At 69.8% G+C, this 22,240-nt stretch carries 23 protein-coding genes; 16 read left to right on the top strand and 7 right to left on the bottom strand.

Features of this window, described 5'->3' with window-relative positions; all coding sequences use genetic code 11:
* Window positions 1-6 precede the first annotated feature (6 nt).
* The 4 genes from sdhA (at window position 7) to ACFVW8_RS10545 (ending at window position 4,140) form a co-directional block, all read left to right on the top strand.
* A complete protein-coding gene (gene sdhA / locus ACFVW8_RS10560; protein WP_389688213.1) occupies window positions 7-1,767 on the top strand; it encodes a succinate dehydrogenase flavoprotein subunit in 1,761 nt (586 codons plus the stop codon).
* Window positions 1,767-2,543 (top strand): succinate dehydrogenase iron-sulfur subunit, encoded by a 777-nt coding sequence (locus ACFVW8_RS10555; RefSeq protein ID WP_389688211.1) that lies wholly within the window; start codon window positions 1,767-1,769, stop codon window positions 2,541-2,543. The genes sdhA and ACFVW8_RS10555 overlap by 1 nt, the downstream gene beginning before the upstream one ends.
* A 177-nt stretch (window positions 2,544-2,720) precedes the next feature.
* Window positions 2,721-3,311: a hypothetical protein gene (locus ACFVW8_RS10550; RefSeq protein WP_389688209.1), complete on the top strand. Its 591-nt coding sequence runs from the start codon at window positions 2,721-2,723 to the stop codon at window positions 3,309-3,311.
* A gap of 13 nt (window positions 3,312-3,324) precedes the next feature.
* Window positions 3,325-4,140, top strand: a complete 816-nt coding sequence (locus ACFVW8_RS10545) for a hypothetical protein (RefSeq protein WP_389688207.1) — start codon at window positions 3,325-3,327, stop codon at window positions 4,138-4,140.
* 83 nt (window positions 4,141-4,223) lie between these two features.
* Here ACFVW8_RS10545 and ACFVW8_RS10540 read toward each other — a convergent pair whose 3' ends face one another.
* Window positions 4,224-4,730, bottom strand: coding sequence for a MarR family winged helix-turn-helix transcriptional regulator (locus ACFVW8_RS10540; RefSeq protein ID WP_389688205.1), 507 nt, complete (start codon window positions 4,728-4,730; stop codon window positions 4,224-4,226).
* Window positions 4,731-4,895: 165 nt separating this feature from the next.
* Between ACFVW8_RS10540 and ACFVW8_RS10535 the strand changes: the two genes are divergently transcribed.
* Genes ACFVW8_RS10535 through ACFVW8_RS10525 form a run of 3 tightly spaced genes read left to right on the top strand, consistent with a single transcriptional unit; the run spans window position 4,896 to window position 6,520 of the window.
* Complete coding sequence (locus tag ACFVW8_RS10535) at window positions 4,896-5,327, top strand: hypothetical protein (RefSeq protein ID WP_389688203.1); 432 nt, start codon at window positions 4,896-4,898, stop codon at window positions 5,325-5,327.
* Between the two features lie 9 nt (window positions 5,328-5,336).
* Entirely contained in the window at window positions 5,337-5,804 is a 468-nt protein-coding gene (locus tag ACFVW8_RS10530; protein ID WP_389688201.1) for a thiol-disulfide oxidoreductase DCC family protein, read from the top strand.
* The gene (locus ACFVW8_RS10525) at window positions 5,798-6,520 is read left to right on the top strand and encodes a TetR/AcrR family transcriptional regulator (protein WP_389688199.1); all 723 of its coding nucleotides are present in this window, start codon (window positions 5,798-5,800) and stop codon (window positions 6,518-6,520) included. Before ACFVW8_RS10530 ends, ACFVW8_RS10525 begins: the two co-directional genes overlap by 7 nt.
* 153 nt (window positions 6,521-6,673) lie before the next feature.
* Here ACFVW8_RS10525 and ACFVW8_RS10520 read toward each other — a convergent pair whose 3' ends face one another.
* From ACFVW8_RS10520 to ACFVW8_RS10510, 3 genes are all read right to left on the bottom strand, one after another.
* Entirely contained in the window at window positions 6,674-8,227 is a 1,554-nt protein-coding gene (locus tag ACFVW8_RS10520) for an ABC transporter substrate-binding protein (RefSeq protein ID WP_389688197.1), read from the bottom strand.
* 217 nt (window positions 8,228-8,444) lie between these two features.
* Window positions 8,445-9,749: a metallophosphoesterase gene (locus ACFVW8_RS10515; RefSeq protein WP_389688305.1), complete on the bottom strand. Its 1,305-nt coding sequence runs from the start codon at window positions 9,747-9,749 to the stop codon at window positions 8,445-8,447.
* A 63-nt stretch (window positions 9,750-9,812) separates the two neighbouring features.
* A complete protein-coding gene (locus ACFVW8_RS10510) occupies window positions 9,813-10,058 on the bottom strand; it encodes an SCO4848 family membrane protein (RefSeq protein ID WP_389688195.1) in 246 nt (81 codons plus the stop codon).
* 121 nt (window positions 10,059-10,179) lie between these two features.
* Here ACFVW8_RS10510 and ACFVW8_RS10505 point away from each other — a divergent pair, with 121 nt between their 5' ends.
* A complete protein-coding gene (locus ACFVW8_RS10505) occupies window positions 10,180-11,436 on the top strand; it encodes a D-alanyl-D-alanine carboxypeptidase family protein (protein ID WP_389688193.1) in 1,257 nt (418 codons plus the stop codon).
* Here the strand turns inward: ACFVW8_RS10505 and ACFVW8_RS10500 are convergent.
* The gene (locus ACFVW8_RS10500; protein ID WP_389688191.1) at window positions 11,384-12,397 is read right to left on the bottom strand and encodes a YihY/virulence factor BrkB family protein; all 1,014 of its coding nucleotides are present in this window, start codon (window positions 12,395-12,397) and stop codon (window positions 11,384-11,386) included. The genes ACFVW8_RS10505 and ACFVW8_RS10500 overlap by 53 nt on opposite strands.
* Before the next feature lie 140 nt (window positions 12,398-12,537).
* On the opposite strand from ACFVW8_RS10500, the gene ACFVW8_RS10495 reads away from it, so the two are divergent.
* The gene (locus ACFVW8_RS10495; protein ID WP_389688189.1) at window positions 12,538-13,899 is read left to right on the top strand and encodes an FAD-binding protein; all 1,362 of its coding nucleotides are present in this window, start codon (window positions 12,538-12,540) and stop codon (window positions 13,897-13,899) included.
* 78 nt (window positions 13,900-13,977) lie between these two features.
* Window positions 13,978-14,790, top strand: a complete 813-nt coding sequence (locus ACFVW8_RS10490) for a decaprenylphospho-beta-D-erythro-pentofuranosid-2-ulose 2-reductase (RefSeq protein ID WP_389688187.1) — start codon at window positions 13,978-13,980, stop codon at window positions 14,788-14,790.
* 27 nt (window positions 14,791-14,817) lie between these two features.
* Here the strand turns inward: ACFVW8_RS10490 and ACFVW8_RS10485 are convergent, their stop codons facing one another.
* Window positions 14,818-15,408 (bottom strand): 2'-5' RNA ligase family protein, encoded by a 591-nt coding sequence (locus ACFVW8_RS10485; RefSeq protein WP_389688185.1) that lies wholly within the window; start codon window positions 15,406-15,408, stop codon window positions 14,818-14,820.
* A gap of 106 nt (window positions 15,409-15,514) precedes the next feature.
* Window positions 15,515-16,528, bottom strand: coding sequence for a tryptophan--tRNA ligase (gene trpS, locus ACFVW8_RS10480; RefSeq protein ID WP_389688183.1), 1,014 nt, complete (start codon window positions 16,526-16,528; stop codon window positions 15,515-15,517).
* On the opposite strand from trpS, the gene ACFVW8_RS10475 reads away from it, so the two are divergent.
* The 6 genes from ACFVW8_RS10475 (at window position 16,527) to ACFVW8_RS10450 (ending at window position 22,112) form a co-directional block, all read left to right on the top strand.
* Window positions 16,527-17,360, top strand: a complete 834-nt coding sequence (locus ACFVW8_RS10475; RefSeq protein ID WP_389688181.1) for an RNA polymerase sigma factor — start codon at window positions 16,527-16,529, stop codon at window positions 17,358-17,360. The genes trpS and ACFVW8_RS10475 overlap by 2 nt on opposite strands.
* Complete coding sequence (locus tag ACFVW8_RS10470; RefSeq protein ID WP_389688179.1) at window positions 17,353-18,207, top strand: hypothetical protein; 855 nt, start codon at window positions 17,353-17,355, stop codon at window positions 18,205-18,207. The genes ACFVW8_RS10475 and ACFVW8_RS10470 overlap by 8 nt, the downstream gene beginning before the upstream one ends.
* Before the next feature lie 119 nt (window positions 18,208-18,326).
* Window positions 18,327-19,100 (top strand): hypothetical protein, encoded by a 774-nt coding sequence (locus ACFVW8_RS10465; RefSeq protein ID WP_389688177.1) that lies wholly within the window; start codon window positions 18,327-18,329, stop codon window positions 19,098-19,100.
* Between the two features lie 159 nt (window positions 19,101-19,259).
* Complete coding sequence (gene rocD / locus ACFVW8_RS10460; RefSeq protein WP_389688175.1) at window positions 19,260-20,465, top strand: ornithine--oxo-acid transaminase; 1,206 nt, start codon at window positions 19,260-19,262, stop codon at window positions 20,463-20,465.
* Window positions 20,466-20,532: 67 nt separating this feature from the next.
* Complete coding sequence (locus ACFVW8_RS10455) at window positions 20,533-21,393, top strand: hypothetical protein (RefSeq protein ID WP_389688303.1); 861 nt, start codon at window positions 20,533-20,535, stop codon at window positions 21,391-21,393.
* Window positions 21,394-21,956: 563 nt separating this feature from the next.
* Window positions 21,957-22,112, top strand: a complete 156-nt coding sequence (locus ACFVW8_RS10450; protein WP_106960449.1) for a hypothetical protein — start codon at window positions 21,957-21,959, stop codon at window positions 22,110-22,112.
* Window positions 22,113-22,240: the final 128 nt, after the last annotated feature.

Here is a 22,240-nt window from a genome sequence, read left to right as displayed (position 1 = left end):
TAAACCATGCAGATCCACAAGTACGACACCGTCATCGTCGGCGCCGGCGGCGCCGGCATGCGCGCGGCCATCGAGTCGACCAAGCGCAGCCGCACCGCCGTGCTGACCAAGCTCTACCCCACCCGCTCCCACACGGGCGCCGCGCAGGGCGGCATGGCCGCCGCGCTCGCCAACGTGGAGGAGGACAACTGGGAGTGGCACACCTTCGACACGATCAAGGGCGGCGACTACCTGGTCGACCAGGACGCCGCCGAGATCCTGGCGAAGGAGGCCATCGACTCCGTTCTCGACCTGGAGAAGATGGGCCTGCCGTTCAACCGCACGCCCGAGGGCAAGATCGACCAGCGCCGCTTCGGCGGTCACAGCCGTAACCACGGCGAGGCCCCGGTCCGCCGGTCCTGCTACGCCTCGGACCGCACCGGCCACATGATCCTCCAGACGCTGTACCAGAACTGCGTCAAGGAGGGTGTGGAGTTCTTCAACGAGTTCTACGTCCTGGACCTGCTGCTCCAGGAGGACCCCGAGACCGGGGTCAAGAAGTCCGCGGGCGTCGTGGCCTACGAGCTGGCGACCGGCGAGATCCACGTCTTCCAGGCGAAGTCGATCATCTTCGCCTCCGGCGGCACCGGCAAGTTCTTCAAGGTGACGTCGAACGCGCACACCCTGACCGGTGACGGCCAGGCCGCCGCGTACCGCCGCGGTCTGCCGCTGGAGGACATGGAGTTCTTCCAGTTCCACCCGACGGGCATCTGGCGCATGGGCATCCTGCTGACGGAGGGCGCCCGCGGTGAGGGCGGCATCCTCCGCAACAAGGACGGCGAGCGCTTCATGGAGAAGTACGCGCCCGTCATGAAGGACCTCGCGTCCCGTGACGTCGTCTCCCGCTCCATCTACACGGAGATCCGCGAGGGCCGCGGCTGCGGTCCCGAGGGCGACCACGTCTACCTGGACCTGACGCACCTGCCGCCGGAGCAGCTGGACGCCAAGCTCCCGGACATCACCGAGTTCGCGCGTACGTACCTCGGTATCGAGCCCTACACGGACCCGATCCCGATCCAGCCGACCGCGCACTACGCCATGGGCGGCATCCCGACCAACGTCGAGGGCGAGGTGCTGGCCGACAACACCACCGTCGTCCCGGGCCTGTACGCCGCCGGAGAGGTCGCCTGTGTCTCCGTGCACGGCGCCAACCGTCTGGGCACCAACTCGCTGCTCGACATCAACGTCTTCGGACGCCGGTCGGGCATCGCCGCCGCCGAGTACTCCGCGAAGAACGACTACGTCGACCTTCCCGAGAACCCGGCGCAGCAGGTCGTCGACCAGGTCGAGCGGCTGCGCAACTCCACCGGCACCGAGCGGGTCTCCACGATCCGTCTGGAACTGCAGGAGTGCATGGACGCCAACGTGATGGTGTTCCGCACCGAGCAGACCATCAAGACGGCGGTCGACAAGATCGCGGAGCTGCGCAAGCGCTACCTCGAGGTGTCCATCCAGGACAAGGGCAAGCGGTTCAACACGGACCTGCTCGAAGCGGTCGAGCTGGGCAACCTGCTCGACCTCGCCGAGGTCATGGCGACCTCCGCGCTGGCCCGCAAGGAGTCCCGCGGCGGTCACTACCGCGAGGACTACCCGAACCGCGACGACGTCAACTTCATGCGCCACACCATGGCGTACCGCGAGGTCGCCGACGACGGCACCGAGTCGATCCGGCTGGACTACAAGCCGGTCGTCCAGACCCGCTACCAGCCGATGGAGCGTAAGTACTGATGGCTACCCCCACGATGGAAAAGGCCGACAAGGTCCCCGAGCCCGAGGCCGGCTTCGCCGATTCCCCGTACATCACCGCCACCTTCCGGATCCGCCGGTTCAACCCGGAGGTCTCCGAGGAGTCCGAGTGGCAGGACTTCCAGATCGAGATCGACCCGAAGGAGCGTGTCCTCGACGCCCTTCACAAGATCAAGTGGGAGACCGACGGAACGCTGACGTTCCGCCGCTCCTGCGCGCACGGCATCTGCGGCTCGGACGCGATGCGGATCAACGGCAAGAACAGGCTCGCCTGCAAGACGCTGATCAAGGACCTGAGCCCGGAGAAGCCGATCACGGTCGAGGCCATCAAGGGCCTCACGGTCCTCAAGGACCTCGTGGTCGACATGGACCCGTTCTTCCAGGCCTACCGCGACGTCATGCCCTTCCTCATCACCAAGGGGAACGAGCCGACCCGCGAGCGTCTGCAGTCCGCCGAGGACCGCGAGCGCTTCGACGACACCACCAAGTGCATCCTGTGCGCCGCGTGCACGTCCTCGTGCCCGGTGTTCTGGAACGACGGGCAGTACTTCGGCCCGGCGGCCATCGTCAACGCGCACCGCTTCATCTTCGACTCGCGCGACGAGGGCGGCGAGCAGCGCCTGGAGATCCTCAACGACCGTGACGGTGTGTGGCGTTGCCGCACCACGTTCAACTGCACGGACGCCTGCCCGCGTGGCATCGAGGTCACCAAGGCGATCCAGGAAGTCAAGCGCGCACTGATCACGCGTCGCTTCTGACCCTCCTGTCGCACCCGCAGCATCCAGGGCCCCGTCCCCCGCACGAACCGTGCGGGAGACGGGGCCTCCTGGCTGCGGCGTGCGGCCGGTGACGGTACCGTCGTGCGGAACCCTCACCGGTTCGCCGCCCACGGTGCAGCACGGCACGCGGGGCGTTTTCATCGAGAGCGGGGAACGTTGAGCGATCCGAATCCGTACGCGGACGACTCATACAAGTGGGGGCCTCCCCAGCAGCCGGGCGGCCCGCCCACCGTCCCGGACGGCCAGGGCTACCCGGGGCCGGGCAACCCGGTCTACGGCTACCCGCAGCCGCTCCCCGAATCCGCGACCGGGCCGGGCCCCGGCTACGGCTACCCGGCCGGTCAGCCGACGATGCCGGGTTACGGGTACCCGGGGCAGCAGGGCCCGCCCCCGATGGGCGGCGGCGGGCCGGTGCTGTCGTTCGGCGACATCACGGTCATGGGCGACTCGATCGTCACACCGTCCGGAACGATGCCCCTCAAGGGCGCGGTGTGGACGGCCACGGACATGTCGCGCACCGAGGAGAAGATCCCCACGGTCGCGATCGTGCTCGCGATCCTCTTCGCCCTGCTCTGTCTGGTCGGTCTGCTCTTCCTCCTGATGAAGGAGAAGAAGACCACCGGATTCATCCAGGTCACGGTGACCAGTGCCGGCCGCCACCACTCGACGATGATCCCGGCGCTGCGCCCGGACACCTTCCTGATGGTGATGGCGCAGCTCAACACCGCCCGCTCGCTGAGCTTCTGACGGAGTCGGGACCATGACCGCTCTCCGGCACGCCGTCACCGTCCTCGCCCTGGAGCCTGCCCGGCTCGGCGAGCTGACCACCCTGTTCCTCGACGTCGCCGAGTCCAGCCGGGCCCACGGCCACGCGATCGTCATGCCGGACGGGCAGCCGGTGGCGGACGTCCGGCTGGTCGGCGGACATCATCTGCGGGCCGGTGCACGGTACGAGCTCGCCGAGGCCGGCGCCACGGACAAGGTGACGCTGCGCATACACGAGTGGCGGCGCGGCGGCTCGATCGCCGTGGAACACCTGCTGAGCTCGAACGACGTTAACACCCGGTTGACGGCTCGTCTGGCCTGCCCGGACCGGCCGCGGCTGCTGGAGGCCGAGGGGCGGATGTGGGGCCGGGGCGCGATGTACAGCGCGTCGGGGAAGGCGCGGATCGATCTGGCCGCGTGGTGGGCGGCCGCGCAGCTGCCGCCCGGGGCCCCGCCGGCGGCGCGCGCCCCGGCGACGGCACGGGTGAAGCACCGGCTGGGCGAGGCCCGGCTGTATCTGCGGCCGCGCCGGGGCGACGACGGCCGCTGGCACGTCGAGGTCGCCGTGACCCTGCGCGGGCGGTGGCTGTTGCGGCCGGTCGCAGCGGTCGCCCTGCTGCTGGCCGGCGGGCCGCTGCGGCGGAGCTTTCGGACCGGGGTGGAGCAGGCGGCCGAGGGATGGAACGAGGCACTCGGCGAACTGCTGGCCCTCGGCCCGGACGAACTCCGCGCCGAACTGCAACGACTCGCTGCCGAGGGCTCACCGCCCCAGGACGCCAAGGCAACCGAGGACTCCGGGGAAAGCCACTGAGGGCCAGGCAGGACGGGCGGGGCGACCGGCGGGTCCGCGGCTCCTGAAGGTCCGGGGCTCCCGGCCTGCCTCCCCGTCCGCCGCTACCAGGCCGCGCCGCCCCGGTCCTCGGCGACCACCATGATGCGCCGCAGCATGGCGTTGAGCAGCCTGCGTTCGTCCTTGTCGAGGACGCAGATCAGCCGGCCCTCCTCGTTGCCGAGGAAATCCATCGCACCGAGCCAGGTCGAACGGCCCTCGTCGGTCAACTCCACGTCCACCCGCCGTCGGTCGGCGGTGGAGGGCCTGCGGCGGACGTACCCGCGGCGCTCCAGCGCGTCCAGCCGGCCGGTGACGGACGCCGGCGCGAGGTCGAGATCGGCGGCGAGATCGGAGGGGGCGGCCTTGCCGCCGCGGCCTGCCAGCTTGTGCAGGGTGTCGAACTCCTGGCGGTCCAGGCTGAAGTCGACCAGGGACTGCTCCCGGACCCGGCGCAGATGGACGGAGAGCTTCTTCATCCGGGTCACCGCACCCTCGACGTCCGGGTCGAGTTCCGGAAGGACCGGCTTCCACCGCTCCACATGTCCGTCGGTCCAGTCCCGTTGCTCCATGCCCCACAGCCTACGCCGGACCTCAACTGTCCTTCAGGGTCGAATACTTCGTTGCCGGGTAGCCCGTACGGTCGCGCTCCACCGGGGCACCGGCTTGAACATGTTCAAATACAGGCCTACAGTCCATGACAACAGCATTTGAACGCGTTCAAGGGAGGGTGGGGCATGGACCTCACTGTTGTCGCGTACGTCATCTACCTGCTCATCAGCGTGGCGCTCACGGTCTGGGTGGCCCGCACGCTCAGCCGCAACGGCAAGGTGTTCCTCGCCGATGTGCTGCACGGGAACGAGAAGCTCGCCGACGCCGTCAACCACCTGCTGGTGGTCGGCTTCTACCTGGTCAACCTGGGGTTCGTGACCCTCTATCTGAAGAACTCCGACGGGGTCACCGACGCCCGCGGACTCTTCGACGCACTCTCGGTCAAGGTCGGCGTCGTCCTGCTCGTCCTCGGGGTCATGCACCTGGGCAACGTCTATGTGCTCAACAAGATCCGCAGGCGGGGCCTGATGGAGCGTGAGCAGACACCGCCCGTACCGCCGCAGGGGTGGACGACTCCGGGCCCCGGGCCGTGGACCGCGCCCGCCACCAAGGCCTGAGGGCCGGCCGTGCGACCCGGGACCGGTGGACGGCGGCAGTCCGTCGAACGGCTCACCGTGCTCTACGACGCACAGTGCCCGCTCTGCGTCCATCTGCGGCAGTGGCTGATGAGGCAGCGCCAGCTGATACCGCTCGACCTCGTCCCGGCGGACTCCGCGCAGGCGCACCGCCTCTTCCCCGGGCTCGACCACGCCGGAACGCTGGAGGAGATCACGGTGATCGGTGACGGGGGGCAGATCTACCGCTCCACCTCCGCGTGGATCGTCTGCCTCTGGGCGCTGGCCGAGCACCGGCCGAAGTCCCACTGGCTGACCACGCCGGCCGGCCGGCCGTTCGCCAGGGCGACCGTCCTCGCCGCCGCGAAGTACCGCTCCCTGACGGCAGCGCCCTGCCGGGCGGACGGGGGCGGTGCGTGCGTGGCGGAGGGGCCGGAGCCAGGGGCGGGGCCATCCCGGATACCCTCGGGACCGTGGTGAAGGAAGAGAAGGACGTGAAGGAAGTCAAGGCTCCCAAGAGCGAGCAGACCCGCACGGTCATCCTCGAAACCGCGCTCCGGCTCTTCCAGGAACGCGGCTACGACAAGACGACGATGCGGGCCATCGCCCAGGAGGCCGGGGTCTCCACCGGGAACGCGTACTACTACTTCTCGTCCAAGGAACATCTCGTCCAGGGCTTCTACGACCGGATCGCCGCCGAACACGAGGCGGCGGTCCAGCCGGTTCTGGCCGGAGACAAGGACCTCGCGGTGCGCATCCGCGGGGTCCTTCTCGGCTGGCTGGACGTGGCGGAGCCGTACCACCGCTTCGCGGCCCAGTTCTTCAAGAACGCCGCCGATCCGGAGAGCCCGCTCAGTCCGTTCTCCAAGGACTCCTTCGCGGCGCGCGACGCGGCGATCTCCATTCACCGGCGCTGCCTGTCGGGCTCCGGCACCAAGGTCGACCCGGAGCTGGCCGAGCTGCTGCCGCAGCTGATGTGGCTGAACCAGATGGGCCTGGTCCTCTACTGGGTCTACGACCGGACGGACGACGCCGAACGCAGTCGCCGTCTCGTCGAGCGCACCGCCCCGATCATCGCGCGGGCCGTCGCGCTGTCCCGGTTCCGGGTGCTGCGGCCGCTCGTGCGCCAGGTCCACGAAGTGCTGGAGGAGTTCCTGCCCGGAGTGGCGGAGCGGGCCGCGGGCCGGCCGCACTGACCACGGCCGTACGACCACGACGGCATGCTCACCACGGCATGACCGCGACCGCATGACCATGTCCGCATGACGGCGCCGGCCACGGCCGAGCGGCCGCCCCATGGTGCCGGGACGGCCGCTCGGTGAAACTCCGTGAAGCGCGGTGGCGGTCTGTCAGATCCAGCCGAGTTCCCACAGCCGCCAGATGCCGGTGCCGTCGGAGAGGTACTGCGACCCGGCGACGTCGGGCTTGGCGACGACGTAGTCCTTCTTCTGCCACAGCGGCACGAGCGGTACGTCCTCGCCGACCAGCCTCTGGAGGTCCTTGAAGTCCGCCGAGGTGCGGCTGCGGTCGCTGTACTGCAGCGTGGAGCTGATCAGCTGGTCCATCTTCTTGCTCGTGTAGCCGTTGTGAAGGCTGGTGTCGCGGCCGACGAGCGGCTGGCTGAAGGTGTCGGGGTCCGGGTAGTCGGGGAGCCAGCCGACGGTGTACGCGTCGTACTCGCCGGCCGCGTACCCCTTCTGGAACGCCTTCCACTCCACGGGCTTGACCTTGACCTTGAACAGCCCGTCCGCCTCCAGCTGACGGCGGATCTCCGTGGTCTCCGCCGTGTACGCGTCGTCGGCGCGGTAGGCGAAGGTGATGTGCAGCGGCAGTTGCACGCCCGCTTCCTGCATCAGCTGCTTGGCGCGCTTGGGATCGGGCGCGGGGTAGGCGTCGAAGAACGGGGTGCTGTGCCCGATGTAGCCCTGCGGGATCAGCGAGTAGAGCGGTTCGACGGTGCCCTTGTAGACGTCGGTCACCAGCGGCGCGCGGTCGATGATCGCCGCGATGGCCTGCCGGACCCGCTTGTCGTGGAGCGGGGAGCCGTCGCGGACGTTGAAGACGAGGTTGCGGATCTCCGCGCTGTCCGCCTCGGTGACTCGCTGGTCGGCGTCGCCGGGGTTCAGCTCGGCGAGCGTGGACGGCGGGAGCTGACGGTGCGTGACATCGACCTTGCCCGACTTCCAGGCGGCCAGGAGCTCGCTGGACTCCTTGTAGTAGCGCACGGTGACCGGACCGCCGGTATCCTTCAGCGCGCCCTTGTACTTGGAGTTCGGTACCAGCTCGGCGCTGACGCCCGGCTCGTACGACTTGAGCACGTACGGGCCGGAGCCGCTGACCTGGCCGTCGTCCCGCAGCTTGTGCTCCGAGTAGGTCTCACGGTCGACAATCGAACCGGCCCCGGTGGCGAGCTTCTGCGGGAAGGTCGCATCGCGCGAGGAGAGGTTGAAGGTGATCGTCCGGCCCTCGGTCACCACGTTCTTCAGGCTGGGGAACAGCACCGAAGGACCGACGTCCGTCTTGATCTTGAGCATGCGCTCGAAGGAGTACTTGACGTCCTCGGCGGTGATCTTCCGGCCGTTGGAGAACGACAGGTCGTCGCGGAGCTTGCACTGGTACGTCTGGAGCTTGCCGCCGATGAAGCCGCAGCTCTCGGCCGCGTCCGGCTCGGGCACGATCGCCCCGGACTTGAACGTCATGAGCGACTGGTAGACGTTGCTGTACATCGCCCAGGAGCCGGCGTCGTAGGCGCCCGCCGGGTCGAGCGAGGTCACCTCGTCGGTCGTCCCGACCCGGACCGGTTCCTTCTTGTCCCCGTCCGAGGGAAGCAACTGCCAGGCGCCGACGCCTGCGATGACCAAAACCGCGAGAATCGCGAGAATCCGTAGTCGGATCGACCGCATTGCCGTGCTCTCCCTTAACAGCCCCACCTCGGCGTCGCGCTCAGATACGCAGATCACCGCACGTTCATGCTCACCCAATCACACGATTTTCACATCTGGAAGAGAAAAACTGAGGCTCACAGCCTTTTGTTCGCTACTTGAAACCTTGGACGGATAGCCGGATACAGAGGGTTGATAACCGGTCACCGAATTCGCCCCACGGCTGATCGGACAGCCCTTAGGCCTGCCTGGAGGCGAGTTCGACGACGGTGATGTCGGAGGGGGCGCCGACCCGCACGGGCGGACCCCAGGCACCCGCGCCGCGGGTGACGTACAGCTGGGTGTCGCCGTAGCGTTCGAGCCCGGCCACTGTGGGGTTGGAGAGTTCCGCGATGTAGTTGCCCGGCCAGAGCTGGCCACCGTGGGTGTGCCCGGAGAGCTGCAGGTCGACGCCGTGCGCGACGGCCTCGTCGATGAGGACGGGCTGATGGGCCATGAGGACGGCCGCGCGCGACCGGTCCCGGTCGCCCAGGGCCCGGTCGAAGTCGGGGCCCTGCCCTTCGCTCTCACCCCCGATGTCATTGACCCCGGCCAGATCGAAACCGTCGATCTCCACCCGCGCATTCTCCAGCGGATGCAGCCCCAATTCCCTTACGTGGTCGATCCATTGAGCCGCACCGGAGTAGTACTCGTGGTTGCCGGTGACAAAGAACGAGCCGTGCCGGGAACGCAGTTGCGCGAGCGGCTCGGCGGCCGGACCCAGATCGGCCACCGATCCGTCGACCAGGTCTCCGACGACCGCGATCAGATCGGGCTGGGTCCGGTTGACCGTGTCGACGACGCGCTGGGTGTGCGCCCGGCCCAGGATCGGACCCAGGTGGATATCACTGACGACCGCGATCCGGAAGCCGTGCGCGGAGCGGGGCAGCCGGGCGAGCGGGATGGTGACGCGCTTGACCCGCGGGCCGCGCAGCACTCCATAGGTGCCGTAGCCGACCGTGCCGAGCCCGGCGACCGCGGCGGCGCCGCCCACGGCCCGTGCGACGAAGAGCCGGCGCGAGGGCGAGCCGGCCGAGGACGGGATTGCGGGCGGGGCGGCCGTCCCGATGCCGGCATCGGAGTCGGAGTCGGAGTCGGAGTCGAGGGTGGGGGTACCTGCGGCGGGGCCGCCCCCGCCCGTCCGCGCTCCATCCGGCCCGGCCCCGGCCCCGGTTCCCGCCGCCGTCGCACGGTGCGCGAGCAGCCTGCGCAGCAGCGGCCGTACCGCCTCGCCCACCAGCAGAGCCAGCGTCAGATACAGCAGCGCGGCCAGCCACAGGTAGCCCGGCCAGGCCAGCACCCGCTGGAACCAGAAGGGTGCGCTCGTACGGCCGGAAGCCAGGGCGCCGACGCTCAGGAGCGGCAGGACGTACGCCGCGACCGTGCCCGCCCGGCGCAGCGGGCTGCCCGGCGTCGTCGTGTCACCGACGAAACGGCGCCATACATAGCGGTGCACAGCAACGAGCAGGGCGAGCACCACGATCGCCAGCAGTGCGAATCCCATGACCGCCACGTGCGCCACCCCGCCCTGTTTGTCCGCATTCGGTCCGTACGAGGTGCCGGGTCGCTACGAGGTCCGGCTGCGCAAGGCCCTGACGCCACGGAACCCGATCACGCCAACCGCCGTCCCCAGGAGAAAGGACGTGATGGCGAGCAGCAGATGCACCCAGAAGTACGCAGTAGGGTCACCGGCGTCGTCGAAGGCGAGACCGCTGCCGTCCTTCCACAGGTTCTTGACGAAAGTGATCCAGATGAACCAGCTCCACACCCCGAAAGCGAGCAGGAACCAGGAGACGGGGCGGCTGAGCTTCATGGACTCAGTATCTCCGCCCCGCTCCGCCCGGCTCGCCCGGGGTGGGCTGTCCTGGCGGTACACACGGCGGGTCATACCGTCGGTGCCTATTTTCACATCAACTGCATGTACGTTTTTGACCGTGTCAGCTCTCAAGAAGACCGCACTGGCGGTCACCTCTGCCGCTTTGCTGTCCACTTTCGCCGTCAGCCCTGCCTCGGCGGCGGACAAGGACACCTCCGACGACGCACCGAAGCCGCCCGCCGCCATGTCGCAGGTCGGCGGCGACCAGCTGGGCCGGACCGGCACCCAGGTCAATCTCGGCCCCGGCGCCCCGGTCCTGCCCAAGGGTCTGACCGGCAGATCCTGGATGGTCTCGGACGCCGAGAGCGGTGAGGTGCTCGCCTCCCACAATCCGCACTGGCGGCTGCCCCCGGCCTCCACGCTGAAGATGCTCTTCGCGGACACCGTGATGCCGGACCCGGCCCTGCAGCCGAAGACCCGCGAGTACACGGTGAAGGACGAGGATCTCGCCGACATGGGCGAGGGCAGCAGCCTGGTCGGCATCAAGGAAGACCTCAGCTACACGGTGCACGATCTGTGGCTCGGGGTCTTCCTGCGTTCCGGCAACGACGCGGTGCATGTGCTGGCAGCGATGCACGGCGGTGTCCCCAAGACCGTCCGCGACATGCAGGCGCACGCCGAGGAGCTCCAGGCCCTGGACACCCACGTCGTGTCGCCCGACGGCTACGACGCCCCCAACCAGGTTTCCAGCGCCTACGACCTCACGCTGTTCGCCCGCAGCGGGCTGCAGAACGCGGACTTCCGCGAGTACTGCTCGACCGCCACGGCGGAGTTCCCCGGGGCGAAGGAGAAGGGCAAGAAGCGCGAGAGCTTCGGCATCCAGAACACCGACCGGCTGCTCACCGGGGCCGACGGCGTGACCCCGTACAAGGGCGTCGCGGGCGTCAAGAACGGCTATACGACGCACGCGGGCAACACCCTCACCAGCGTCGCCGAGCGCAACGGCAAGGTGCTGCTCGTCACCGTCATGAACCCGTCGTCCGACGAGTCGAACGCCGTCTACGACGAGGCCTCGAGCCTGCTCGACTGGGGCTTCAGCGCCAGCGGCAAGGTCACACCGGTCGGTGAGCTCGTCCCCCCGAAGTCCGCGGTGACCAACAACGGCAAGGGCGCCGAGGCCGACGGACCGGCCGCGAGCAAGGGCAAGCACGGGCCGGCCGAGGCCACGAAGGCCGCCGCCGCGAGCGGCTCCGGCGGGGTCGGGGTGGCACTCGGCATCGTCGGCGGGGTGCTGGTGCTGCTGGCCGGGGCCGCGTTCCTGGTCAACCGGCGCTGGCCGCTGCCGGACCTGGTGCGCCGCCTTCCTCGCCGCTGACCCGGCCGCCCGGGGCTCCCGCGCCCCGGGCCCGGCCGTCGCCGACCTGGTCCTCCCGGGCCCTGTCACCACCCGCCCGGTCGTCTTCCACCGCCTGCGCTTCCTCGGCGTCCTTGCTCCGCGTAGCCGTCCAGGCGGCGCAGAACAGCAGCAGTTTCGCGGTGAAGTTGATCCACAGCAGCAGGGCGATCGGCACACCGAACGCGCCGTACATGCTCTTCGACGCGACGCCCTTCATATAGCTGCCGAGCAGCAGCTTGAGCAGCTCGAAGCCGACCGCGCCGACGAGTGAGGCCACCACCAGCCGGCGCCGCGGCGGCTCGACGCCGGGCAGCAGGGTCAGCAGGTAGAGCAGCAGCAGGAAGTCGGCGACCACCCCGACCAGCAGAGCGGCGATCCGCAGCAGCACCCCGCCCGCGCCGTTTTCCGGAATGTTGAGCAGATCGGCGATCCAGCCGACGGCGACGGAGCCGACCGAGGAGATCGCCAGGGTCACCAGGGCCGCCCCGCCCAGGCCGAGCAGCACTCCGGCGTCCTTGAGCTTGCGGATGACCGGGTTGCCCTCGTCCAGATCGTCCATCTCCCAGACCGCGCGCAGGCAGTCCCGCATCGAACCGACCCAGCCGATGCCGGTGAAGAGCAGCAGCGCACCAGCCACCAGCCCGACCGTCCCCGCGTGCGCCACCAGATTGTCGATGCCCAGCTGATCGGAGATGCCGGGCACCTGGTCGGCGATCTTGCCCTCGATCTTGTCCAGCTGCTTGTCGGAGAGCAGCGCCGCGCCGATCGCCGCGCCGACCGCGATCAGTGGGAAGAGGGCCAGAAAGCTGAGGAACGTGATCGCCGCGGCGAGCCTCGCCCAGTGGACCCGTACCAGCGTCTCGTAACTGCGCCAGGCGTGCGTCTCCATCAGCCGGGAGACGAGCGGCCCGATGACAGGGAGTTTTTTCAGCCAGTCCATGAGGTACGACTACCCTCCCCGCCGCCGAAAACCGGCGTCCGGCCGGCCGCGTAGGAGATGACACCCTTTCAATCACCCATTTCGGTGAGTGTTGTAACAAATCCCTCAAAGGTGTTTTCTCGGGCGATACGGTCACCCTCATGTCTGTCGACACCGTGTCCCTGACCGGCTGGGGCCGTACCGCCCCGACGACCGCGCTGCGCTTTCGCCCCCGTAGTTACGAGGAGGCGGCGGCGACGGTACGCGGCTGCGGACCCCGTGGCTCGATCGCGCGCGGCCTGGGCCGGGCGCATGGCGACGCGGCGCAGAACGCGGGGGGTTCCGTCCTCGACATGACGGCGCTGGACCGGATCCGCGCCTTCGACGCCGGCACCGGTGTCGTGAGGTGCGAGGCGGGGGTGAGCCTGCACCGGCTGCTGGAAGTGCTGCTTCCGCTCGGCTGGTTCGTGCCGGTGTCGCCCGGCACCCGGCACATCACGGTGGGCGGCGCGATCGGCTCCGACGTCCACGGCCACAATCACCGCGCGGCGGGCTCCTTCTCCCGGCACGTCACGGAGTTCGAACTGCTCACCGCCGGCGGTGAGGTCCGCACCGTCCGGCCGGGCACCCCGCTCTTCGACGCGACCGCGGGCGGCATGGGCCTGACCGGAGTGATCCTCTCGGCCACGCTCCGGCTGGACCCCGTCGCGACGTCCCTGATGTCGGTCGACACCGAACGGGCCACCGATCTCGACGATCTGATGGCCCGTTTCGCCACGGGCGGCCACCACCACCGTTACACCTCCGCCTGGATCGATCTGACCGCCCGCGGCCGGGCGACGGGCCGGGCCGTCCTCACCCGGGGGGAGCATGCGCCCTTGGATGCGCTACCGGCGCACGCCCGGCGCACACCACTCGCCCTCCGCTCCGCCCCGCTGCCGGCCGCCCACTCGCTCGTCGGGGACCTCCTCCCCGGCGGGCTGCTCGGCCGGGTCTCCGCCGCTGCCCTGGCCGAACTCCGGTACCGCCGCGCGCCCCGGTCCCGTACCGGTGAACTCCAGCGGATCCCGGCCTTCTTCCACCCGCTGGACGCCGTGCCGCACTGGAACCGCATCCACGGCAGAGGCGGCTTCGTGAACTACGAGTTCGTCGTCGGGCACGGGCAGGAGGAGACGCTGCACCGGATCGTCCGGCAGATCTCCCGGCGGCGCTGTCCGTCGTTCCTCGCCTCGCTCAGACGGTTCGGCGAGGGCGATCCCGGCTGGCTGTCCTTCCCGGTGCCCGGCTGGTCCCTGGCCCTCGATCTGCCGGCCGCACTGCCGGGACTGGCCCGCTTCCTCGACGGCCTGGACGAGGAGGTGGCGGCCGCCGGCGGCCGGGTCTGCCTGACGAACGACTCCCGGCTGCGCCCGGACGCGCTGGCCACGATGTATCCGCGGCTGGGTGAATTCCGTGCCCTGCGGGCCGAGTTGGACCCGGACGGGGCGTTCCGGTCGGATCTCTCGCGGCGCCTGTCGCTCTGAATGACCCCCACCCGGGCAGCCGCTGCCCCGCTTTGCTTCCTACGACTCTGACTTCCGCCTTCTGTAAGGAGCGTTTCCGTGAAGGATGCCTTCGGTGCCCCGCAGTCCTTGCTCGTCCTCGGCGGCACATCGGAGATCGGGCTCGCCACCGCACGCCGCCTGATCGCCTGCCGTACCAGGACGGTCTGGCTGGCCGGCCGCCCCTCCCCCGCTCTGGAGTCGGCCGCATCCGAACTGCGAGGACGGGGCGCGTACGTCCGTACCGTCGACTTCGACGCCCTGGACACCGACTCCCACGAGACCGCCCTCGGCAAGATCTTCACCGAGGGCGACATCGACATGGTGCTGCTCGCGTTCGGTATCCCCGGCGACCAGGAGCGCGACGAGGAGGAGCCCCTCTCGGCGGTCCGGGTCGCCCAGACGAACTACACGGGAGCCGTCTCGGCCGGGCTGGTGTGCGCCGGCGCACTTCAGGCGCAGGGCCACGGCTCGCTGGTGGTGCTGTCGTCGGTGGCCGGTGAGCGCGCCCGGCGCGCGGACTTCATCTACGGATCGAGCAAGGCCGGCCTCGACGCGTTCGCGCAGGGGCTCGGGGACGCGCTGCACGGCACGGGCGTGCATGTGATGGTCGTCCGCCCCGGTCTCGTACGGCCGGCCGGGACGGCAGGGGCCGGCGCGGAGGCGCAGGAGGACACGGGGGCCGGGGCGCCGCTCGCGACGATCCCGTTCACCCGGACGCCTCTCGTGACCACGCCGGACGCGGTCGCGGCCGCGATCGTGACGGGTCTGCGGCGGCGCTCGGAGACGGTGTGGGTGCCGGGGGCGCTACGGGCCGTGATGTCGGCGCTGCGGCATGTGCCGCGGCCGCTGTTCCGGCGCATGCCGGTCTGAGGGACGGCGGGCCCGGGGCCCCTGTCCTCAGGGGCGGAGCGAGGGCGCGTCCACCGGCCGGCCGCTCTGCGCGGGCAGGGCGGGGGCTCCACCGCCCACATCGAACGGGAACTCGTTGATCTTGCGCCAGACGCTGTCGGGGCCCTGCTCGTACAGCGCGAAGGAACCGCAGGTCCAGGACGCCTCGTAGTCGCCGAGCTCCGCGTACGCCCGGTCCATCGCCTCTTCGCTGATGCCGTGCGCCACGGTGACATGCGGGTGGTACGGGAACTGGAGCTCACGCACCAGCGGGCCGGAGGCGTCCCGGACCCGCTTCTGCAGCCAGGAGCAGGCCGAGGCACCCTCGACGACCTGGACGAAGACGACCGGCGAGAGCGGACGGAACGTGCCCGTGCCGGACAGCCGCATCGGGAAGGGGCGGCCGCCGGCCGCGATCCCGGCGAGGTGCGCCTCGATCGCGGGCAGGGCGGCCGCCTCCGCCTCGGTCGGCGGGAGAAGGGTGACGTGGGTGGGAATGCCAGGTGCGGCAGGGTCCCCGAAGCTCGCGCGCCGCTCCTGGAGCAGGCTGCCGTAGGGCTCCGGGACCGCGATCGAAACGCCGAGCGTTACGGTCCCCACGTCGTTCTCCTCAATCCTCGATGGTCTGTTTTCAGCCACTGCCGGCCGCAAGCTTCACGTCGCCAGTGTGCCGCCTGTGCAGGCGGTACCGCCAGGGTCCTTGGACTCAGTGCTTCGCGGGCAGAAGGCCCATTCGGTCATAGGTCCGCGCCAGGGTCTCGGCGGCGACGGCCCTGGCCTTCTCCGCACCCTTGGCCAGGATGGAGTCCAGCGTCTCGGTGTCGTCGAGATATTCCTGGGTGCGGGTCCGGAACGGTGTGACGAAATCGACCATCACCTCAGCGAGATCGGTCTTCAACGCACCGTAGCCCTTGCCCTCGTACTTCTGCTCCAGATCCGGGACAGAGGTGCCGGTGAGGGTGGAGTAGATGCTCAGCAGATTGCTGACACCCGGCTTCTCGGCCTGGTCGAAGCGGATCACCGTGTCGGTGTCGGTGACCGCGCTCTTCACCTTCTTGGCGGTGACCTTCGGCTCGTCGAGGAGGTTGATCAGACCCTTGGGATTCGCCGTCGACTTGCTCATCTTCGCGGACGGGTCCTGGAGGTCGTAGATCTTCCCGGTCTCCTTGAGGATGTACGGGTCCGGCACGGTGAAGGTGTCGCCGTAGGTGCCGTTGAACCGCTCCGCGAGGTTGCGGGTCAGCTCCAGGTGCTGGCGCTGGTCCTCGCCCACCGGGACCTCGTCGGCCTGGTAGAGCAGGATGTCCGCGACCATCAGCATCGGATAGGTGAACAGCCCGACCGTGGTGCGGTCGGTGCCCTGCTTGCCGGACTTGTCCTTGAACTGCGTCATCCGGGACGCCTCACCGAATCCGGCCAGGCAGTTCATGACCCAGCCGAGCTGGGCGTGCTCGGGTACATGGCTCTGGACGAAGAGCGTGCAGCGGTCCGGGTCGACCCCGGCGGCAAGCAGCTGGGCAACGGCGAGCCGGGTGTTGGCACGCAGTTGCGCGGGGTCCTGCGGGACCGTGATCGCGTGCAGGTCGACCACCATGTAAAAGGCGTCGTGGGACTCCTGCAGGGCCACCCACTGGCGGACCGCGCCGAGGTAGTTGCCGAGGTGGAACGAGCCTGCGGTGGGCTGGATTCCGGAAAGCACACGGGGACGTTCAGAGGCCATGGAAGTCATTGTCTCAGGTACGGAACCGATCTCGGGCAGCCGGTGTATGAAAGGTGTGAGGACTCGGGAGGGGGCCCTGCAGACGGGCCGGAAGGGGGGCCGTGCCGTCGACGACGAGGGTGTGGACCGCTCTTTCGCGCCTGCTGGGGGACGGGATGGGCAACAGTCCGGACTGCGACCTGAACAGCAGTACGAGCAGCGGCTCCGGCGGCCGGCCGGGGGCGGTTCCGACGCTGCGGTGATCGCTCGCGTGCGCGCCGGGGACACAGAGGCGTACGCGTCGCTGGTGCGCGCCCACACGGGTGTGGCGATACGTGCGGCGGTCGCCTTCGGTGCGGGTGCGGACGCCGAGGATGTGGTGCAGTCCGCCTTCTTCAAGGCCTACCGGGCGCTCGGGAGCTTCCGCGAGGACGCCGCGTTCCGGCCGTGGCTGCTGCGGATCGTGGTCAACGAGACGAGGAACACCGTCCGCTCGGCGGGACGGCTGCGGGCGGTGGCCGGCCGCGAGGCCACGCTGCGGGAGGCCGATCCGCTGATACCGGACGCGGCGGATCCGGCGGCGGCCGCGCTGGCGGAGGAGCGGCGGGCGCTGCTGATAGCGGCGCTGGACACGCTGGGCGAGGAGCAGCGCCAGGTGGTCGGCTGTCGGTATCTGCTGGAGATGGACGAGGCGGAGACGGCCCGGACGCTGGGCTGGCCGCGGGGGACGGTGAAGTCCCGGCTGAACCGCGCGCTGAAGAAGCTGGAGAAGAGCCTCGGCTCGCTGGGGCCGCTCGGCCCGTTCGGCGACGGTGGCCCACGCGAAGAGGGCGGAGGTGAGGGACATGGATGAGCGCGGGCCGAGGGACCGCCCGGAGCGCGGCGACGACCGGGCCGGGCTGCGGGCGGAGCTGCGGGCGCTGGGGCGCGGCCTGGAGGTTCCGGGGTGCGACGGGCCGACGATGGCCGAGCGCGTGCTGGCACAGATCGTCGCCGAGGCGGTCCCGGTGCCGGTGCCCGTGGATCCCGGGCGGGCGGAGCGGGTCCGGGGGTGGATGCGCCGCCGGGCCCGGCTGCTGTCGGCCGCGCTCTCGGGGCTGCTGGTGGTGCTCGTGCTGACACCCCCGGTGCGGGCGGCGGTCGCGGACTGGTTCGACTTCGGCGGGGTCGAAGTGCGGTACGACCCGTCGGGCCCGGCCGCGGCCGGGCCCGGCTCCCCCGTGCCCGGCTGCGACGCCCCGGTGACGGCGGCGGAGGCGGCGCGCCGGGCGGGCTTCCGGCCGGTGGTGCCGACGACGCTGGGCGTGCCCGCCGCGATCTCCGTGACCCGGCTGCCGGAGGACCGTTCCATGGTCACGCTGTGCTGGCGGGAGGACGGGCGGACGATACGGCTCGACGAGTTCGCCTCGGCCCTCGATCCGTACTTCACCAAGCAGGTCCGCGAGCAGCCGGAGTGGCTGAAGGTGTCGGACGGCGACGGTCACGGGGGCGAGGAAGGGGACGAGGTGGACGGGCTCTGGTTCGCGCGTCCGCATGTCCTCCGCTTCGGCATGGTCACCACGGACGGCACGCGGTGGACGCGATCGCAGCGCACGGCCGGGCCGACGCTGTTGTGGGTGGAAGACGGCCGGGTGACGCTGCGGCTGGAGGGCGTGTCGTCGCCGGACCGTGCGCTGGAGATCGCCGGCTCCACGCATTGACTCGGCGGGCTCGAAACGCACATTGACTCGGCAGGCCCGAAAGGGGAACCCGCGCGCGCCGAGCGGTGTATCAGAGGTGACGCGGTGCGGGCGAGCCACACCGGCAGGGATGATCAAGAATGACTGGGGGCGTCATGCGACAGCTGATGGGCCGGTTCTCACGATGGGCGGCCGGGCTGACGGCCGTGCTGACGGCCGCGCTGGGGCTCGGCCTGATCCTGGCCCCGAGCGCGTCGGCGGGCGGTCCGACGAGCATGCTGGTCACTTCACCCGACACCGGCCGCACGACCGCGCTGCCGGTCACTGCCAAGCGCTTCGACGAGCTGGGCCGTCTCCTCGGTCCGTCCGGCCGAGGGACCATGGAGCGCCCACCGAGCCTGGACGAGGCGGTGGGGACCAGACAGATCAACATCACCTGGATGGCCCTCGACATCACACCGGCCAGGGTGGACCGCGTGTTCCCCGGCGACAGCCCGGACACCGTATGGATACACACGGCCACGGAGATGCCCACGACCTACCGCGGGTACTGGCACCGAGCGGCGAAGCCCAAGGAGCTGATCGCTCTCTTCACCGATCTCGGACTGCTGGGAGAGCGGAGCAACAAGGCGGGATACACGGCGCTGTTCCCCCGGGAATGGGAGGACACCGCCGCCTACCCGGCACAGGGCGGTCGAGGCGCCGCGACCGCCGCTTCGTCCGCTCCTTCCTCCGCCTCCGGTGGCCACGGCCCGTCCGAGGCCGATGGCTGGTGGTGGGCGATACCCGGGATGGCGGCGGGCGGGGCGCTCGTGATGGGCGGGCAGTGGTGGACGCGGCGGCGGGGCGGTTGGCCCGGAGCGGGCGGCCAGGCTTCCGGGACCGGACCGCGTCAGCAACTGATCGATCCCTGAGAGAGCGGTCCGGGACTCCTCGCCGGACTCACGCACGAACCACGCCCTGAAAGGAAATCGCGGGCGCGCCGGGAAGTGAAGGTTTCCTCGTGGGGGATCCGACCGACGATACAAAGTGGGCACCACCCATGCCCACGCCGCACGACGAACGGAGACCCCGTGTCGACCACGGAAACCGCCATCGCCTCCGCCGAGGCGCACAGCGCGCACAACTACCATCCGCTGCCCGTCGTCGTCGCCTCGGCGGACGGCGCCTGGATGACCGATGTCGAGGGACGGCGCTACCTCGACATGCTCGCCGGCTACTCGGCACTCAACTTCGGCCACGGCAACCGGCGTCTGATCGACGCCGCCAAGGCCCAGCTGGAGCGGGTGACGCTCACCTCACGGGCCTTCCATCACGACCGGTTCGCCGAGTTCTGTACGCAGCTCGCCGAGTTGTGCGGCATGGAGATGGTGCTTCCCATGAACACCGGGGCGGAGGCCGTGGAGACCGCGGTGAAGACGGCCCGCAAGTGGGGCTACCGGGTCAAGGGCGTCCCGGACGGGATGGCGAAGATCATCGTCGCCGCCAACAACTTCCACGGCCGCACGACGACCATTGTCAGCTTCTCCACGGACCCGGAGGCCCGCGCGGACTTCGGCCCGTACACACCGGGGTTCGAGATCGTGCCGTACGGGGATCTGACCTCGCTGCGGGCGGCGATGACCGAGAACACCGTGGCCGTGCTGCTGGAGCCGATCCAGGGCGAGGCGGGGGTCCTGGTGCCGCCGCCCGGCTATCTCGCCGGTGTCCGGGAGCTGACCCGCGAGCGGAACGTGCTGTTCATCGCGGACGAGATCCAGTCGGGCCTGGGCCGGACCGGAAAGACCTTCGCCTGTGAGCACGAGGGCGTCGTGCCGGACATGTATGTGCTCGGCAAGGCCCTGGGAGGCGGAGTGGTGCCGGTGTCGGCCGTGGTCTCGTCGGCTGCGGTGCTGGGGGTCTACCGGCCCGGCGAGCACGGTTCGACGTTCGGCGGCAATCCCCTGGCCTGCACGGTCGCGCTGGAGGTGATCGCGATGCTGCGCACCGGTGAATTCCAGCAGCGGGCCACGGAGTTGGGCGATCACCTTCATCAGGAGCTGGGGTTGCTGGTGGGCGGCGGCGCGGTGGAGACGGTGCGGGGGCGCGGGCTCTGGGCGGGCGTCGACATCGATCCCGGCCACGGCACGGGCCGGGAGATCTCCGAGAAGCTGATGGATCGCCGGGTGCTGGTGAAGGACACTCACGGTTCGACGATCCGGATCGCCCCGCCGCTGGTGATCAGCAAAGAAGACCTGGACTGGGGCCTGGATCAGCTCCGCGAGGTCCTGCGCGGCTGACACCCGGCCCCGCGGTACCTCACTCGCGCTCGCGCTCCCCAGTAGAGTCCCCGTTGTGCTCTTGGGGATGATCTGCGCGCTCGGTTCCGCGGTCTGCTTCGGTACGGCCTCCGTTCTCCAGGCCGTCGCCGCGCGGGCCGCAGCCGAGCCGGGGGCCGGTGCGGGGGTCGATCCGGCGCTGCTGCTGCGGGCCCTGCGGCAGTGGCGCTACATCGCCGGACTCGCCCTCGACGGCCTCGGATTCGTTCTCCAGATCATCGCCCTGCGCTCCCTGCCCATCTACGCGGTGGGGGCGGCCCTGGCCGCGAGTCTCGCCGTGACCGCCGTCGTTGCCGCCCGCCTCCTCCAGGTACGGCTGAGCGCCACCGAGTGGACAGCTGTCGCCGTCGTCTGCGCGGGCCTCGGCATGCTGGGGCTGGCCTCCGGCGGTGAGGGGCATCTGAGCGGATCGGATGCGCTGCGCTGGTCGATGCTCGGGATCGCCCTCGGCATCCTGCTGGTCGGCACGCTGGCCGGGCGACTGCCGGAGCGGGCACGCGCCCTGGTGCTGGGGCTCGGCGCGGGATGCGGATTCGGAGTGGTGGAGGTCGCTGTCCGGCTGATCGACGATGTGTCGCCGTCCGCGCTGGTGGCCAACCCTGCCGTGTACGCACTGCTGGTGGGCGGCGGTTCGGCGTTCCTGTTGCTCACCTCGGCGCTGCAACGTGGTTCGGTGACGACGGCGACCGCCGGAATGGTCCTGGGCGAGACGATCGGGCCCGCGCTGGTGGGCGTGATCTGGCTCGGGGACCGTACCCGCGAGGGGCTCGGTTGGCTTGCGGTCACGGGCTTCGCGGTGGCGGTGGCGGGTGCGCTGGCCCTGGCCCGGTTCGGCGAGGCCCCGGCGGAGGATGCGACGGGCGACGCGCCTGCGGTGAGCCCGAGGTAGGAGAACGGCGCTCCTGGCGTTCCGTGTCGGACCCTCCGCGTCGTTCAGGCTCGGCCACCGTGTCGCCCAGATGTTCTCACTCATATGCGTCTCCTCATCAGAAACGCTTCGCGGTCCGCGATCGAAAATCATCGCAATCCGCAACGGCCTCACCCAAATTCAGTGACGTGCTCCCAGAACGATCAGAACGTCGCCTGCCCCTCGGCTCGGATTCCAATCATGTGTGGCTGATCCGTACCCACCGGGGACTGGGGGCGACGGGGAAGCCACGTTGTAGTTGCAGATGGGTGAACCCCCCACCCGGTCAGACCTGGTCGGAGAGGGCGCTGCGCTCCAGGCGGGGGCCACCCGAGAGACCGACTTACCGACGCCCCTCACCCCTGTCCTCGTTTAATTCAGGAAAGTCGTGTGTGAAGTCGAATCCGCAGGGCACACGTTCGGACAGGCCAGCATCCTGGCAGCTGTCCATTCAGAATCCAGCCAGACTGAACCTGTCCGAGTGCGGCTAGGTTGCTGCACAGCGGATTTCATACGTGCCAATAGAATTTAGGATAGGAACTGACATGATCCTACTGGGTGTAATTCTGCTCATAATCGGCCTGCTCGTCGGCATGGGACTGCTGACGACCATCGGCGGTGTACTCATCGTTGTCGGCGCCGTCCTGTGGATCCTCGGTGCAACCGGGCGCAAGGTCGGAGGACGAAAGCACTACTTCTAGGACGGGCCCTTGAGTGTCGAGCTGGGCACGGCCCGCTTCACGGAGCGGAGCGCCTGGACTCTCTTTGTGCGGGGCGTCTGATCGAGCGTTGGGGCACGGGGTCACCAGGGTTGACCCTGGTGGCCCCG

This window comes from Streptomyces sp. NPDC058221, from assembly GCF_042882365.1.
In the GTDB taxonomy this organism is placed as follows: Bacteria; Actinomycetota; Actinomycetes; order Streptomycetales; family Streptomycetaceae; genus Streptomyces.
The sequence above is the reverse complement of the archived record's forward strand: the minus strand, read 5'-3'. Positions and strand labels throughout refer to the sequence as shown.